6 protein-coding genes and 1 pseudogene are annotated in these 14,547 nt (G+C 51.4%); all 7 read right to left on the bottom strand.

Annotation, left to right across the window (positions count from 1 at the left end):
* Nucleotides 1-135 precede the first annotated feature (135 nt).
* The 7 genes and pseudogenes from J2S62_RS13565 to J2S62_RS13535 all read right to left on the bottom strand — a co-directional run bounded on the left by J2S62_RS13565 (nucleotide 136) and on the right by J2S62_RS13535 (nucleotide 13,776).
* Entirely contained in the window at nucleotides 136-2,919 is a 2,784-nt protein-coding gene (locus J2S62_RS13565) for an SNF2-related protein (RefSeq protein WP_310175656.1), read from the bottom strand.
* A 79-nt stretch (nucleotides 2,920-2,998) separates the two neighbouring features.
* Complete coding sequence (locus tag J2S62_RS13560; RefSeq protein WP_310175654.1) at nucleotides 2,999-5,584, bottom strand: DEAD/DEAH box helicase; 2,586 nt, start codon at nucleotides 5,582-5,584, stop codon at nucleotides 2,999-3,001.
* The gene (locus tag J2S62_RS13555; protein ID WP_310175652.1) at nucleotides 5,584-7,707 is read right to left on the bottom strand and encodes a site-specific DNA-methyltransferase; all 2,124 of its coding nucleotides are present in this window, start codon (nucleotides 7,705-7,707) and stop codon (nucleotides 5,584-5,586) included. Before J2S62_RS13555 ends, J2S62_RS13560 begins: the two co-directional genes overlap by 1 nt.
* A 553-nt stretch (nucleotides 7,708-8,260) precedes the next feature.
* Nucleotides 8,261-9,756 (bottom strand): annotated as a pseudogene (locus J2S62_RS13550) (aldehyde dehydrogenase family protein).
* Between the two features lie 199 nt (nucleotides 9,757-9,955).
* Nucleotides 9,956-10,306, bottom strand: coding sequence for an HD domain-containing protein (locus J2S62_RS13545; protein ID WP_310175650.1), 351 nt, complete (start codon nucleotides 10,304-10,306; stop codon nucleotides 9,956-9,958).
* A 48-nt stretch (nucleotides 10,307-10,354) separates the two neighbouring features.
* Nucleotides 10,355-11,524: a hypothetical protein gene (locus J2S62_RS13540; RefSeq protein WP_310175648.1), complete on the bottom strand. Its 1,170-nt coding sequence runs from the start codon at nucleotides 11,522-11,524 to the stop codon at nucleotides 10,355-10,357.
* 248 nt (nucleotides 11,525-11,772) lie between these two features.
* Nucleotides 11,773-13,776 carry a DUF262 domain-containing protein gene (locus J2S62_RS13535; RefSeq protein WP_310175646.1) on the bottom strand — a complete coding sequence of 668 codons (2,004 nt, stop codon included), beginning with the start codon at nucleotides 13,774-13,776 and terminating at the stop codon, nucleotides 11,773-11,775.
* Nucleotides 13,777-14,547 lie beyond the last annotated feature (771 nt).

Raw genomic sequence — 14,547 nt, 5'->3', positions numbered from 1 at the left:
AGGGGTTCATGGATGCGCTTCACTGAGCAGGTTGGACTCTGGCTCATTTTAACAAGGAGCAACTGGGAGGCATACTTGGGTATTTGATTGTTCCAATTGCAAGAGCATCGCCCCCACAGTCTCTTATTGTGAGCCTTAGCATATGCTCCAGCGGATTGTGAATATGTGCTCTTGTTTACTCGTGCCTCCGAGCGCTGCTTCCATCATATCTATGTATTCTTCAGCTTGACGGTCTAGCTGAGACCGTTCCTCACGGTACGTTTCGTAGAGGTCGTCGGCTTGACGTGAATATCGTCGTATCTCTTTTCGATATCGCAGGCGTTCGGTGAGATCAGTTGTTCTTCTTTCTAGAGAGCGAGCCCGTTCCTCTTTCTGGTTTATATTGCGAATTTCAGCGTCGAATTCTGCCTTATGGTCTTTTAGACGTGAATCGATAAGGTCACTTTGCTCGATAGCGTAAGTGGCGGATCGCGTCTGAACCTCTTCTTGAATAGAAGAAGCTTGAGATGCTAACAAAGGTGTGATGGTAGTGCTATCTATTCGTTCTACAGAACCAACCTCTACACAGTTTAAATCGAGAATCTGTTCGATTTGTTCTGCATCAAGATGCTCACCCTGCTTTGTTATGCCTGCTGCGAGGATATACGACTCTTTAACAATGTCCGTGCCGGCTTGCATGCTAAAGGTGAGTAATTCGATGCGTAGGACACCCTGCTGTCCAATCAGTGCTTCGGTGGTGGCGGATGCTCTTTTCGATGTTGAATGCGAGAAGAGCAGCTCTCGTTCGGGCGTAGGGTTGGAAAGTGCAGAGGTGACGACGTATTGTCCCAAATCGCTAGTGAAACGATACTGGTGAGCGCCTTTTTCAGGCTTTGATTTGAAGAAATAGCGGCCTTGGGGGATGTCAGGCGCGGGCGGCCGTTGGAGGGTGAAACTGTGAGCACCGTCATCGAAGACCGCAAGGTCATTCAGTTCTCGTCTAGTAACCTGTAGTAGAAGACGCTCAAACTTCGTAAGTACGGAGTCTTTCTCCGCATCATAATTTTTTAGTTTGTCTCGCACATTGGGATCGAGATTATCGAAGACCCGAGCACGTGTCGCCTGCATCTCTGCTTGAATCTCTGATTGGTACTGCGTTTCCAGTTCTTCGAAAGCGGCATTGATTTCATCAGAAGTTTTACAGTTTTGGAGAATCTCTCCGATCTTCTTCTCGAAATTGAAGCCGTCTTCAATCGAACCCAGAACATCATCAGAAGCACCGAAAACGGAGGTAAAGAGTTTAAACTTATCAGTCAGTAACTCAAGAATACGTTCCTCGGCAACATTTCCTTGGTTCGAAAAATTAACAACGACGACGTTGTGCTTTTGACCGTATCTGTGCACACGCCCGATCCGCTGCTCAACCCTTTGGGGGTTCCAGGGTAGATCGTAGTTTACGAGCATAGAGCAGAATTGGAGATTAATGCCTTCTGCAGCAGCTTCGGTAGCAATCATGATGGTACCGCGCTCTCGAAACTCGTCCACGAGAGCTTTTCTTATATCGACTGACTGGACGCCAGTGACGAGATCTGATCCCTCATTAGTCGCAAGCCATTGTTGATAGATAGCTCTGGTTTCTGGTGAAGAATTGGCCCCGTTAAAAAGGACCAAACCATCGCCCCATCCAGAATTTCGCAGTGTTTCTGCGAGGTACTCCTGGGTTACTGTTGAATCCGTGAAAATTATTGCCTTTTGAGGGGCACCAATCTCTCTAAGTTTTTCGAATCCTAGTGTTAGTGCTTCTATGAGCTTTATAGCTTTCTGATTGACGCGGATAGATCGTGCTAGTTCCGCGTAGGATCGCAGCTCTCGAGCTTCGTCGATCATTTCTTGTCGGTGGCTCAGGAGAGGAAAATCAGTCGCATCCTCGGAGTCGCCCTCGAAGGCTTCCAACTCTTCAGCGGTCATGTCATCGTCTAGGAGCACGCCCCTGTTATTTCGGATCTGCCCGGACTTAATCTCTGCCTCGAGTCGGCTGGCAATGGCTTCGAGAGTTGTAGCAACTGCATAAGTCGAAGAACCGAGACGCTTGCGAATGATCAGGGCTGATAGGTGCCGTTGAGACTTAGCGAAAGCATAGAGGAATGGGCGTTGAAGGTAAGTATTCACCTTGTCATATAGTTCGCGCTCCTCTGAAGATGGCATGAAGCCTAACGTGCGGGGTATACGCTCCGTAAATCGTATATATTTCTGAGCCTCTGATCTCAACGTCCGTTTTACCAAATGAGAAATTCGTTTGGAGAGGTCATCGTTATTGGTGTTATAAGGATGTTCTATGTAACGTTCTCTGAAACCTTCGAAAGAATGGAAGAAATTTTGGTCAAAAACTGAAACGAGCCCATAGAGCTCCTCAAGTCTGTTTTGCAGGGGCGTTGCAGTAAGCAATAGAGACTTTCTGGAGGAACGCATAACTTCCGAGACAGATTGCGCGATCTTAGCGTCTTTTTTCCAGAAGGACCGAAGTCGGTGAGCTTCGTCCGCAACCACGACATCCCAATGCCTTATGAGCTCGTTTTTATTTCGTTGTACGAACTCGTATGAACATATCAAGATGTGAGTCGGAAGGGTGGAATGGGGCTTTAGTAGCTCGTTCTTGTTCTTTCTCTCTAAAAGGCGTGAAGGTAAAGCAAATTTTTCGTCCAGTTCTTGTTGCCATTGCTGGCGTAGCGATGAAGGCGCAATAATAAGGATCTTCCGTTTGCGTTCAGCCCAATACTGACATAACACAATACCGGCTTCGATGGTTTTCCCTAACCCGACTTCATCTGCGAGGATGACCCCAGGCGAAGATGAGGCTTGTAGGGCAAAAAGTGCTGCGTCGATCTGGTGAGGTTTAGGTTCGATTTGAGCATCGAAGAGCAACCCCGCAAGTTTTCCCACGTGATCCGAAGCGTAGGACCGCGTTAATTGGTGGGCGTAGTATTTCGACTGGTACGCAGTGAGTTCCATATCGCAGGGCTTATCTGTAATCTGTTGCTAAATCGGAGGTGTACAGTGCTTTGGCGTCCTGATATTCACGGATGGCTTTTCGAACCTGATCCTTTTTGAGGTCGAGCACGCGATATACTCCGTTGATTTCGGCCACGGATTCGATGCGACGGAATTCGGTGCCGTAGTCCTCTGTGAATTTGGCGAGACCACGGAGTTTCGGAAGCGCATCTGCAAGATGATATCCATGAGGATCTACCAAATCGGCGACTATCCCGTTGCTGCCTTCAGCAAAGAAGATGAAGTCTGGGCGCAGAGCTTTCCACTGCCCTGAAGGATCTCGATACGCGATCGCCAATGAATCTTTGACGGCGCGATCCGGGTTTCTCCACCACCCCACAAAGTTGCTTCGCGTAGATTCTGTCTTCAGCACATGTTGTTCCCAGCCGAGGAGGTTAAGTGGGAACGTACCTTCATCGGATACAAGCAGATGGTTTCTGTCGACAGGTAATGTGATGGGGTCACCCTCTTCTGTCCGCCACATTTTTGTATCAGCTTGTCCGGCTTGTGGCAGCGCGAGACTAACGCGTTCGGGACTAGTTGCCATGCCTTCGAGTCGTTCGTATTCGGCTTGGTGTTCATCGGGTAGATCTTTTCGATCCACACGCGTATCGTCGAGCCATTCTGTTGCCAGACGTCCCACTTCGCTTTCAATACTCTCAACAAGTTCAGGGACCAAACCTATAGCTGCCACTTCGACATAAGCCTCTAACAGATCATCTTCATTTGCGTCTGTTGGAACAAGGTAGTCAACATAAGATGAACAAAGAGCTGCGCTGAGGCGCCTGGAAGCGGAGTTGTAGGATTCTATAATCGCCCGGGGATCAGCAGAGAGATTAAACGAAGTGCTGATGAGAGGGCCTCCGCCTATACGTGCACGAAGAGTTTCCCCCGACATCGTGAGAACATCTTCGCGAGCGGCATCGACTTCTTCTCTATATTGCACAACACGGGATGCAATGACTTTGTTTAACGTTTTGCGGGAGTGTTTTACAGCATTCTCCACGATCCCATCTTTTGCCAGAGCGGCCGCGAGAGCGGTGAACCGTTTGATGGGCTTGGCTTGTCGTTGTGGAATTGAAACTGTAGGAAGGGCCGTGAACTTCTGCCACAGCTCATCTGGCATCTTTTGATTGGGATGTAACTCGACTGGTTCAAACAGTACGCGACGACCTTCTCCACCCCCGGTTTCTGCCTCGTCGTCTTTTCGAGTGGCACCCTGCATGAGCATATTGGCGACGAGTTTCGCAGTTTTCTTATCGAAATAAGGCAAAATGCAGTCAACCGAGTTCAACAGCTCATTGCCAGGAATGCGCCGCGCAAGAGGCGTACGAATCATTCGGCCCAGCAATTGAGTAATATGCGTACGATCTGAAGCGGGCCGGAACGAAATAAGCACCTCAGCGCGTGGGCAGTCCCAACCAGTTGAAATCGCGGACTTCGCTAACAATACTCGAATATGTTTAGCGTCTTGAACACGCTGCGGTTCGATATAGGGGACGACATAACTACCGAAGTGAAGTTTTTCGCGTTCACCAAAAACATTCGCAACAGCGTCATGCTCAAGCTCTGGCCAGGCCTCGTAAATCGTATCCAAGGTTGCCGTTAAGTCTTCCGCTGAAGGTTTATCTGCCATTTGAACCACGAGTAACGGTTCGACTCGCTCGGTGCCCTCTTGCGTACTCGTGTATTCATTCCAAGCGGCTGTCGACGACCTGATCTTCTCTACGGCATGGCGGAGCAATACTGATTCGTATGAGCCCGCCTCGGCTGGAATCGACAGGACGATGTCGTCCTTCAGGAGGCCTGAAGCCTGAACCAAAGCGGAGTCAACTTCAACGCTTGGTAGGGCCGTCCGCTCCTTTATGTTTTTCATTGCCTGGTCGAATCGCTCAACCGTGGCCGAAATACCAAAGACGATAGGAATCGATGGAACGCTGCCGTGGCCATTAATGAGGCGTTGGACAATCGTGGTTCGATTGCGTTCCGGTTTCATACCGCGGTGTGCTTCATCAAGTATTAAATAAAGGGTGAGATCCTCGTTTTTAACCGTGTTTGCGATGGTGTCATAAATAGTTGATTGAACTTCATCGGGGCGCGGTTTCTCCAAGGTGAGAAGAGTGCCTTCGTCATCTGAGCTTGGCTCATGGCCTTTTACTAACAGTGAATTCTTACTGAGTTTTTGAGTATTGAGAAAATAGACATGCCCTGGCTGAAAAGTGCTCTGACGAAAATCGTTAGAGATAATTTGCATACGCCAATCCAACTCGCTGGCCGCTGACTGGATTCGCGCACGTGACTGTTCGTTAAGCGAGGGGTCATCGGAGAACCATAGAACGACGGCACCTGGATCTCTAGGAAAGTCGAACTCATCTGAACCAAACAGCAAAGCTTCAATCACAGCAGCAGCCATGACCGTCTTTCCGGCGCCGGTTGTCGCTGACAAAGAAAACTGAGACAGGGCACCATGACGCTTATACATGTCTTGCGCCTGAGTTATGCGGTCGAGGACCTTTTCGACGGCTTCTGCTTGGTAGTCCTTGAGGGTGTAGCGCATTAGTGTGGTTGTCCTTGGTTGATGGTGAAGTTATGCAGGTAGGATTCGTAGAGTTGGACGGGGCGTAGGTGTTCGGGCAGTTCGCGGCAGATCATCTGGAAGGCCGTGTCGTCGTCGGTGATGAGATAGACCGTTAAGCACCCTGGGTGCTCTCGTATGGCGGTGAGGAACTCATCGGTCTGATCGAAGTTTGCTAGCACGGCGTAGGCTTGGGCTATGTCCCAGCCCTGGTCGCCGAGATCGGTGATGATCCGGCCGTGTGCGCCGGCCCGGAGCCAGAGCATCGGGGCGATGCGTTTAAAGGCGCGGTGGTGGCGGACGGCCAGTGGGGTTTCGTAGGTTAGGGTGAAGTAGGCGGCGTTTTCGTTAAACCCGTCGGCCATGGGGAATTCATCGTTGAACCGGTAGTCGCCTTTGATTGGTTGACCCTCTGGGGTCTGGCCGGTGATGGCAGCAGTAATACGAGGTTTGGTAACGTAGTCACAGATCCCGAGGGCTTCCCAGTCGGGATCGCCGGGGCGCAACCCGGCTTTGCGCAGGGTGCGTTGTTCTTCTGCAGAGACCTCGTTATTGGTCACCGAAATCGACTGTCGCCGCCCACCGTCTTGTTTATTGAGCCGCATTACGGCATGCGCGGTGGTGCCTGAGCCAGCAAAGAAATCCAGGACCTTGGCCTCGGGCTTATCTTTGACAAAAAACCGCAGCGTGTCCTCGACCGCATACAACGACTTCGGAAACGGGAACTTACGATTTGGCAATATTCGACGCAGGAGGGAACTACCATAGTCTCCAGCACTGTGGGACTGCTTATTCCATGTTGTCATCGGACGCACTGGCTTATTGAGTGCACCCAGAAGCAATGTGCCATCCTCATTTTTGCCATGGACTTCGATCTCTCCAGCCTCAATCGCTTTAATGGTGCCGCTTTGTACGTGGTAGATGGCTCGCCAACGTCTTTTTTTGTCATAAGGGCCAAATTTGAGGTAGCCGTTTCTGATATGTGAATCAAACTTAATATGGGAGATTCCCCATGTTGCTTCTGAACCGTCTTGAGAGATCGGGAATACAGGAAAAGTCCCAGCGGGAGAATCTACCTCGTGACGGCTTTCAGAAATATCTAAGGGTTCACCTACAGAGTGATATCGACCGTTGTGTTTGTGAAAGAAGACCGGATAGAAAAGGTTTGGCCTCGCTGTTCGTCTACCTGTCGCGCCCCGACGAGCAAGACCATCCCATCTGACAGGGCGTTCCTTTAGATTGCCCCGTAACATGTCATCTCTACCAGGGACTATTTGAGCAGCTCCTACAAATACAAATAGTATGTACTCGTCAGACCTCGAAAAGCTACCTAAACGACTGGATCCACTAGGGTTAATGACACTTGTGATCATTTGGATATCGGCTTCGGGGAAGGTCTGTTCGAGCAGGAGTCCTAACCGGTGTACTTCTTTTTCGTCGATGGTGACGATGAGCACGGAGTCGTCGGGGTTGAGCAGATCGCGGGCGATCTTGAGGCGGCGTTCCATGAAGGCGAGCCATTTGGAGTGGCGGTAGTCGTCGTCGCCTTCGACGTAGTTGTTGTTGTATTTCCAGTCTTTGGCCCCGGAATTGTAGGGCGGGTCGATGTAGATGGCATCGATGGTCTGCCGGTGGGTGTAGGTCAATAATTGTAGGGCGTGATAGTTTTCGGCGTTGATGACGGTGTGGAAGGGTTTATCTCCGCCGCGTTCTACCCGCCCGGTTTCCACCAGGCCAGGGTAGATCCGGTCGCTAAATTCCGCGATCACAACGAGGTCCTCGGTGGGGGCGCTACAGCTGTCAGGCTGGTCGGTGTTGGCCTCGAGCAGGTGGGCGATTCGTTGACCGTTGGAAGACTCGATCGTCTGGACGCGCCAGAGCCGGGAATCTGCTGATTTGGTCTCACCGCGCGGGGGCAGGAGACGGACTTTGTCACCACGCCGGATGCTGCGTCCGGGCAGTTCCACGGCTTCGGGCTGGTGGGGCTCAAAGACTAGACCGAAGGTGCGCCGGTTGGTCAGTTGGTTAATCTCGGCTTCGAGGTCTTTGGCCAATTGCGTATCGGCTTGGCGCACTTGCCGCAGGAGATCAGTCAGCCTAGACACCGTATTACTACCCCTTGCATGTGTGAGTGTGTGAAACGCCCCCATCCCAGTGAACGACACTAGGGCAGCGGCCTTTCTATGATATCCACTCACAAACACAGCCCAGAAATACTGCACCACCACGCAACACACCCCACCCATGATGCAGCTTACTTATCTGCGTACAGGACGGTGTCCGAGAGCGGTAGTTTGGTGTTGAGCGCCGTTTATGCCTTGTTTCAAGGACGGCTTTTGCCATGGTCGCCGGTTAGGTCACGGCTATAGGCGGCGTTATCGATCTTAGGCTCAGCAGCTCCGCGATACTCGCATACGAAGAGGATAGTTTATGCCATATACGTGTAGGAGTTTGGGAGCTGGTGGCACCTCATAGATGATGATGCGCCATCGGTGAGAGGTCCTGATCGTCCAAACGTGAGGCATTCAGCGTTAGCGTCCCAGGCTCCCCTCGTACGAGGTTAGGTTATATGACGTTTTGAGGCTTTACTCCGCTGCGGGCTGGGGTGTGTGCCAACCCTGGCGAGCTGTAGTTCTGTTTGGTTTCGAACCCCACCGCTCATTGGTGGTGGATTGACTTGTATGACAGATACGCAGCTAAGCCTTCTGGTCCGTATTCAACCCCAAGGCCGGAGTCGTTGCGGCCGCCGAAGGGTGCTGCGTGGTTTGAGGCAAAGAAGTTGATGCCGACGCTGCCGGTGTTCATCGCCTCGGCCACTTCTTGGGCTTTGTCTTGATCGCTCCCGAACACAATGCCGCCGAGACCGAATTCGGTGTTGTTGGCCAGCTCGATTGCCTCGTTGAGGTCGTTATATTTCAGGATGGTGATGACGGGTCCGAAGATTTCTTCGCGTGCGACTCGCATGTCCGGGGTGACATCAGCCAGTACGGTTGGCTGGATAAACAGTCCCTCTGCCAGTTCCCCGTTCAGCTGGGCTGCTTCACCGCCGGTGGTAACACGCGCACCTTCTTGTTTCGCGGATTCCAGATGCTCCAGCACGGATTCGTACTGTGACTGGTTTGCCGATGGACCGAAAACCGTGGCCGGATCTAAGGGGTCGCCTTGCGGAGCAGCGGCAATCGTTTCGGTGACCATGTTGAGGATTTCGTCGTAGCGGGAGGCTGGTGCGAGGATTCGGGTGGAGATGTAGCAGGTTTGTCCGGTGTTGCGCATGCACGAGCGGATGAGTCGACCCGACATCTCGTCAAGATCAGCATCTTCCATGACGATGGCGCTGGATTTTCCGCCGAGTTCGAGGGTGACAGGTCGTAGGAGTTCACCGCAGGCGGCCGCGATGTGGCGTCCGATCGGGGTGGAGCCGGTGAAGGCGACTTTGGCGACCTTCGGATGGTGAACCATCAGGTCGCCCATCCGTCCCGGGCCTGTGACGAGGTTGACGACCCCGGCAGGCACTCCGGCCGCTCTCACCGCATCGACGATGATGCGGAACGACAGTGGGGTAGGGGAGGCGGGTTTCATCACGACGGTGCACCCGGCCAGCAGGGCTGGGCGAGTTTGGTGACCATCAGATTGATCGGGAAGTTCCATGGCGCGATGAGTGCACAGACGCCGATGGGGTCCTTGCGGACGAGAGATTCGCCCTGGCCATTGGGGAAGGGGTGTACGTCGTCGGCTTCAAGCTCTGGAGCCAGGGTTGCGAAGTACCGGAAGATACTGGCGGCATTGGCTGCGGCACCCGATGTCTCAGCGACGGGGGACCCGTTCTCAAGCGTGTGCGTTAGCGACAGCTCGGTGGCACGTGCTTCGATTTCGTCGGCGATGCGCAGCATGATCTCGGCGCGTTCGGGTGTGGTGGTTTTCGACCACGGTCCGGTGGTGAAGGCTGCGTGTGCGGCTTCGACGGCCGCATTGACGTCGTCCTTATTTCCAACGGGCACCGAGCCCCAGACGGTGTTGGTTGCCGGGTCGGTGACCTCGATGGTGTCTTGTCCCTGGCTTTGCCCCCAGGCGCCGTCGATGAAGTGGGTGGTGACGTGCCGGTAGGGGATCTCGATGGTGTCGCGGGTGAGCTGCTGTGGGGTTTGCGTGGTCATCGGAGCACCGCCGTTTTCAGTAGGTCTCAGGAGCGTTTCAGGTCAGCATGCGCCATGGCGATGGCTGCTTCGGTAATGAGTTCGGGGATAATTTCGTGTTCGAGCCGGTCGGTGTAGTAATCGGGAGTTTGGCTAAACCATCCAGAGGCCAGGGCGATTCCGACGCGGTCGAAACGTCAGGACCGGTCAGCATCACGCATCAAGGCGTCTTCGATGCTGTGGGCTTCTTGCCGGGTATCATGGCCATCGATAATGGCTGTGACTTTTGCAATGAACTCATCGGAGTAGCCCAGGCCGGGAGAACGCGTTTGGCGACTTCGCAGCCTTGGACTTCGTGTTCATAGCGGATCTTCGCTTTGAGCCCGTCGCCGCAGAAGTCCTCAGAGATGATGCGTTCTTCGTCGACGTGGGCCCAGCCGGTGTCATGCAGCAGCGTCGCAATGAGCACGAGTTCTCGGTCTGCCTGGAGGTAGGCATCGCACAAGCGGCGGGCATAGGCACAGACAATGACAGGTGGCGCCCTCAGCGATGACAGGAGGATTTGTCGCACCGGCATTGCTAGCAGAGCTACGACACTTCGAGGTTCCTGAGAGCTAAGTTAGAGGGGTGCAGGCAAGAATTTTTCATGCTCATCAATACTTAGTAATCCAATATCGACGGCCTTATGGACAGCTTTCATTGCTTGTTCCCGGGTGGGTCCTTTAAGTCGTTGAAGATCAAACTCATCTCGTATTTGATTTAGTAGATCACTCTTACTATATCGTGCTGGTTTCTCACGAACTATAATTTCAAGGAGATTAACCAATTCATATGGCGAGATATCTTTGAGTGTGCGTTTACCACTTGAGTCTCTACGGTACAGGCGCCACTTTTCTGGTTCCACACCTTTCGGCCAGTAGAATCCATCTTGATCGCGCCATACTTCAGCGTTGCCACTTGCAACTTGGTGTTTGATCTTTCGTTGGAAGGAACTCGAGCGCCGTCGTAACCCAAATGCGCGAGCAACGCTGGTCAGTAACTGGTCCTCGCTGAGGGGACCATAGTTACTAACGACAGTTTCGATTGCCTGAATGACTTTTCTCTTCGAACTGACTCGACGCAGGCTGTCCAGATCATCTTTCTCGCCGATGGGATTAATGAGAATGGGTTCCCACTCGACGATACGCTTTGATAACGTCCCTTTAATACTCGATACGTCATGGGTTGTAAATGCTTGGGAGGTGGTGGGGGTCAGCGACTTCGGCGGGTTGGGCTTCGAAATCTCTCTGTTCTTAGAGTTCGAAGGGATCTGTACAGTGTCATCTTCTTGGTCTGACCATAAGAAGCTTAGAACTTCGTTCTGTAAATCATTCAGTTTATCGACAGTAGCTGTCGCTCCAATTAGCGACGCGAGTTGAGTAGCAGTGACTATGGTGGTCATGGCATGTACTGGTTCAATCACGTCATCGGGGTGTGACAATTGATTACGTGCTAACCGAAGCATTTGGCCATATGTGCTAAATAAGCGATGCCGATTGTTCCTGTCGAAAGGGTAGCCGAGGTCCCCCAATCGTTCTGTAAGCATCCGATATTGAACTGCCGGATCCCGTCGACTCAACTCAACCGGACCCCTTCCTTTCAAAGAATCGAGTTCTTGGAGTACGTATGGCCACGGGACATCGTCGCCAATGAGTTTTGCAATAACACGCGTAATGTGATCATCGAGGGCTGGAGACAGCGTCAGGAGAGCTGTATCGGTCCAATTTCGTGATAATAATTCCTCGTCCATTTACCCTCCAGGTATGTGACTTGACATATTCGATTAGTTTCAGTTACAAATCCGTGTTCTCACGGCTATGTACGGGAGCATATCTTTGGCCCTATATCCCAAATCCCTTGTTCCCGTTCGATAGTCAGGCGCACGTATGGCCGTATAGATTTATACTGGGTGTCCTAGAACGGACTTTCCCGTGCGACAGCCGCGGTTAGTTCAGCGATAGTGTGGGCGTGAAGAATTCTAAAAGGTTTGCCTCGCACCTAAATATCCAGATCAACCAATCTGGTGCCATCCCAACTCCAATTAGATGCGCCATGAAAGTTACTCGTTCTACTTACTCGCGCGCCGCTTCGTTCCTTTAGTTCCTTCGTTAACGGGCCCAACGCCCATTCTTCACCTTCAAACCAAACCCTAGAATCGCTAATCACTTCTGCGGTAATAACCGGATTGGAAACAAATTCAATCGTTTCGCCAATGAGTTGGTTCAACATTTCACGCGAATCAAACTGGGACGTACCACGCCCATTCTGACTCCAGTTGCTACCGCGTTTAAAGCGCTGGGGGACCTCTAAAACTTGGTCGATGATGAGGGAGATTATGTAGTCTTGTCTCCGGGTTATCGCGCTTAGGTCCCAAACTTCTCGATCAAGAATACGATTCTGAGTAACTTGTAAGCCTGATCGGCCGGCGTACGTAACCTTCTTTTCGATAAATGACTTGTTACCTAGTTCTTGATTATGTCGAATTAACGTTATATTCCCGACGTTGTTCAGATATTCCTGGTGAATTGATTCGTGCTCATCGCCGAGCATCTCACGCCAGCCCGCGTTCAGTTTCTGTGGCATGATGTGCTCTAGCTGCAGCAAGGAATCATCCCAGGCTGGGCGCGATTTCGTAAGATACTCTTCAGCTATCGACAAGATTAGGCGAGGGTAGTTCCTTGAACGCCCAAGGTTGTAGAAGTTCATGGTACGAAGCCGCGACGCCAGTTCGTCGTCGTTGGGCAAACGCAGAGCATACTCTTGAGAAGATAGTTGCTTATATAAGGTGTTGGTTACATTTTGGGAATTCGCTAGCTCGTCGAGCCGAGCCCCTAATACCGGGTAAAATTTGTTTTCAGCAGTCGTCATGCCAAGAACGCGGCGGCGCAAAAGATAAGTTCTCATACCAACTAGAACTTCCATAACGTCCCGATTAGACAGGAACTTCGATTCCCAGCCTGCCAGTACCTCTGTCAGATAAGAATAAGCCGGTGCAACGCCAATTACGTTGAGGTCGGAGATGACTTGATCAATTTGATGAATGCCTGTCTGTTCGAGCCCACAGACGATGGAGTACGGCCGAGCGAATCGCACAAAGCTTCTAAAAAGCTCCTCAACACTGCGACCGCCTACTATCTCTTTAAATCCTCCGTATAGCTCTTTGTAGTTGTTTTCTCGAGCCACTTTGTAGCTCTTATGCTGGTCCGCTTGCATCCAGTCACGTATAAACTCCGATAGTTTCCCGGGGAGTCTTTTCTCTAGTCTCAGCCAGTATTCGTTGTAGAGCTCAGTTTGATCACTTGTGCTCTTACCCATTAGCAGATAGTTGCGAACTAAGTCAGCTAAAGATAGCGGCTTGCCCAAAGAGTTCATAGACTCGAATATTTCTTGGGGGTTTTCCCAAGGATTCCGGTCTGGCTCCAGCTGTATCGCGATAATGCTGAATTTCATTAACCCTTGTTCAAGGAGACTTTTCTTTTCTGATTCGGTTAAAGTTTCAATCGACTTGCGGAAGAAAAGATAATTTTGGTGCACTGCGGAATTTTTCAGTTCCGCAGGAACTTCATCACCGAGAACAAGGAGTTTATAGGCTTCCCAGTCTGATTCAACTTGCTTGAGCTTAATCTTGTATTCAACACTCTCATCAGCTCTATCGTTTTCAAGGAATCGCTGCCGGATAGTCTGTTGGTAGATAGGGTCTTCGATACTATCTCTTAAGGCCATCAACATGAGCATCGTAGTAGTTATGCGCTGTTGGCCGTCAGTTAGTACGTACTTATCAGGCCGACCAAAGCCAGACTCCTCCACCACATAAACAATGCTGCCAAAGAAGTGCTCAGTCTTACCGCCCGCCATGTTCGACTTGGCTACCTTTTTCACATCTGAGAGTAGCACCTTGCAATTATCTGTCGACCACTCATAATTTCGCTGGTAAGGCGGAATGAAGAAGGTTACATCATTATTCGATAGGGAATCGAGTAAGTATGTCGGGTTGGCTTTCATAGAGTTTCCTCAACAAGTTCAGCGCTCTAACTCTCATGGTTAGAGATAGGTGTGTGTGGGTGTGAGATATTATATTGCTCCCTATCATCTCACTATCTACAGATTCTTTATGCAATAGGTCATCGGTGTCTTCGAATATTAGACAGACTTGCGAGGCCTGTTTGAGCGAACGAGCCCAAAATTGGGGAGTCATGGGACTGCAGAGCAGGGTCCCGCTCGCTAATAGAGGTGGGGGTAGCATTATTACTAAGTCGCTATCCGGTCTGTCTGGTATTGACCGTTATTTCGCGCTCGACTCGTTTTTGTCGTGGAGCCGATTACGGGATATGCAGGCCTAGTTTTTGGTCCTTTGCAAAGTGGTGGACGCACGCTAGGCCTCAAGGTGGTTATCCATTCTTCGCCGCCGTAGCCTGCCAGCTTATTTTCGTCCGGCTGCGCACCGTCTATTTATCCGAGGGTCGAAAGCCTAAGGGTAGACCGTCTGACTTTGATATTTTGGGACCGGCCCTACTCGCTCGAATCAGATGCGTTCCCGCAGTGGCGAGTCGAAGAGTCACTCCGAGACGTCTACTCAGCCGTCACCAAGAACTCCGATATTTGCCCACTGTGCGACCTGTGATCGGCTGGGCTAAATCAGCGCCGAGGGATAGCTATGTAAGAAAGATAAGCAACTAAGCCTTATGGTCCGTGTTCAACGCCGATGCCGGAGTCGTTGTGTCTCCCCCAAGGGCGTGGTTCGAGACTAAGATGTTGATACCCACGCTGCTGGTG

Source organism: Enteractinococcus fodinae (assembly GCF_031458395.1).
Taxonomy (GTDB): domain Bacteria; phylum Actinomycetota; class Actinomycetes; order Actinomycetales; family Micrococcaceae; genus Yaniella; species Yaniella fodinae.
The sequence above is the reverse complement of the archived record's forward strand: the minus strand, read 5'-3'. Positions and strand labels throughout refer to the sequence as shown.

Excerpts from the sequence above, each read along its gene's own strand:
- J2S62_RS13560 (WP_310175654.1), bottom strand. The coding sequence starts at position 5,584 with ATGCGCTACACCCTCAAGGACTACCAAGCAGAAGCCGTCGAAAAGGTC.
- J2S62_RS13540 (WP_310175648.1), bottom strand. The coding sequence starts at position 11,524 with ATGGACGAGGAATTATTATCACGAAATTGGACCGATACAGCTCTCCTG.
- J2S62_RS13535 (WP_310175646.1), bottom strand. The coding sequence starts at position 13,776 with ATGAAAGCCAACCCGACATACTTACTCGATTCCCTATCGAATAATGAT.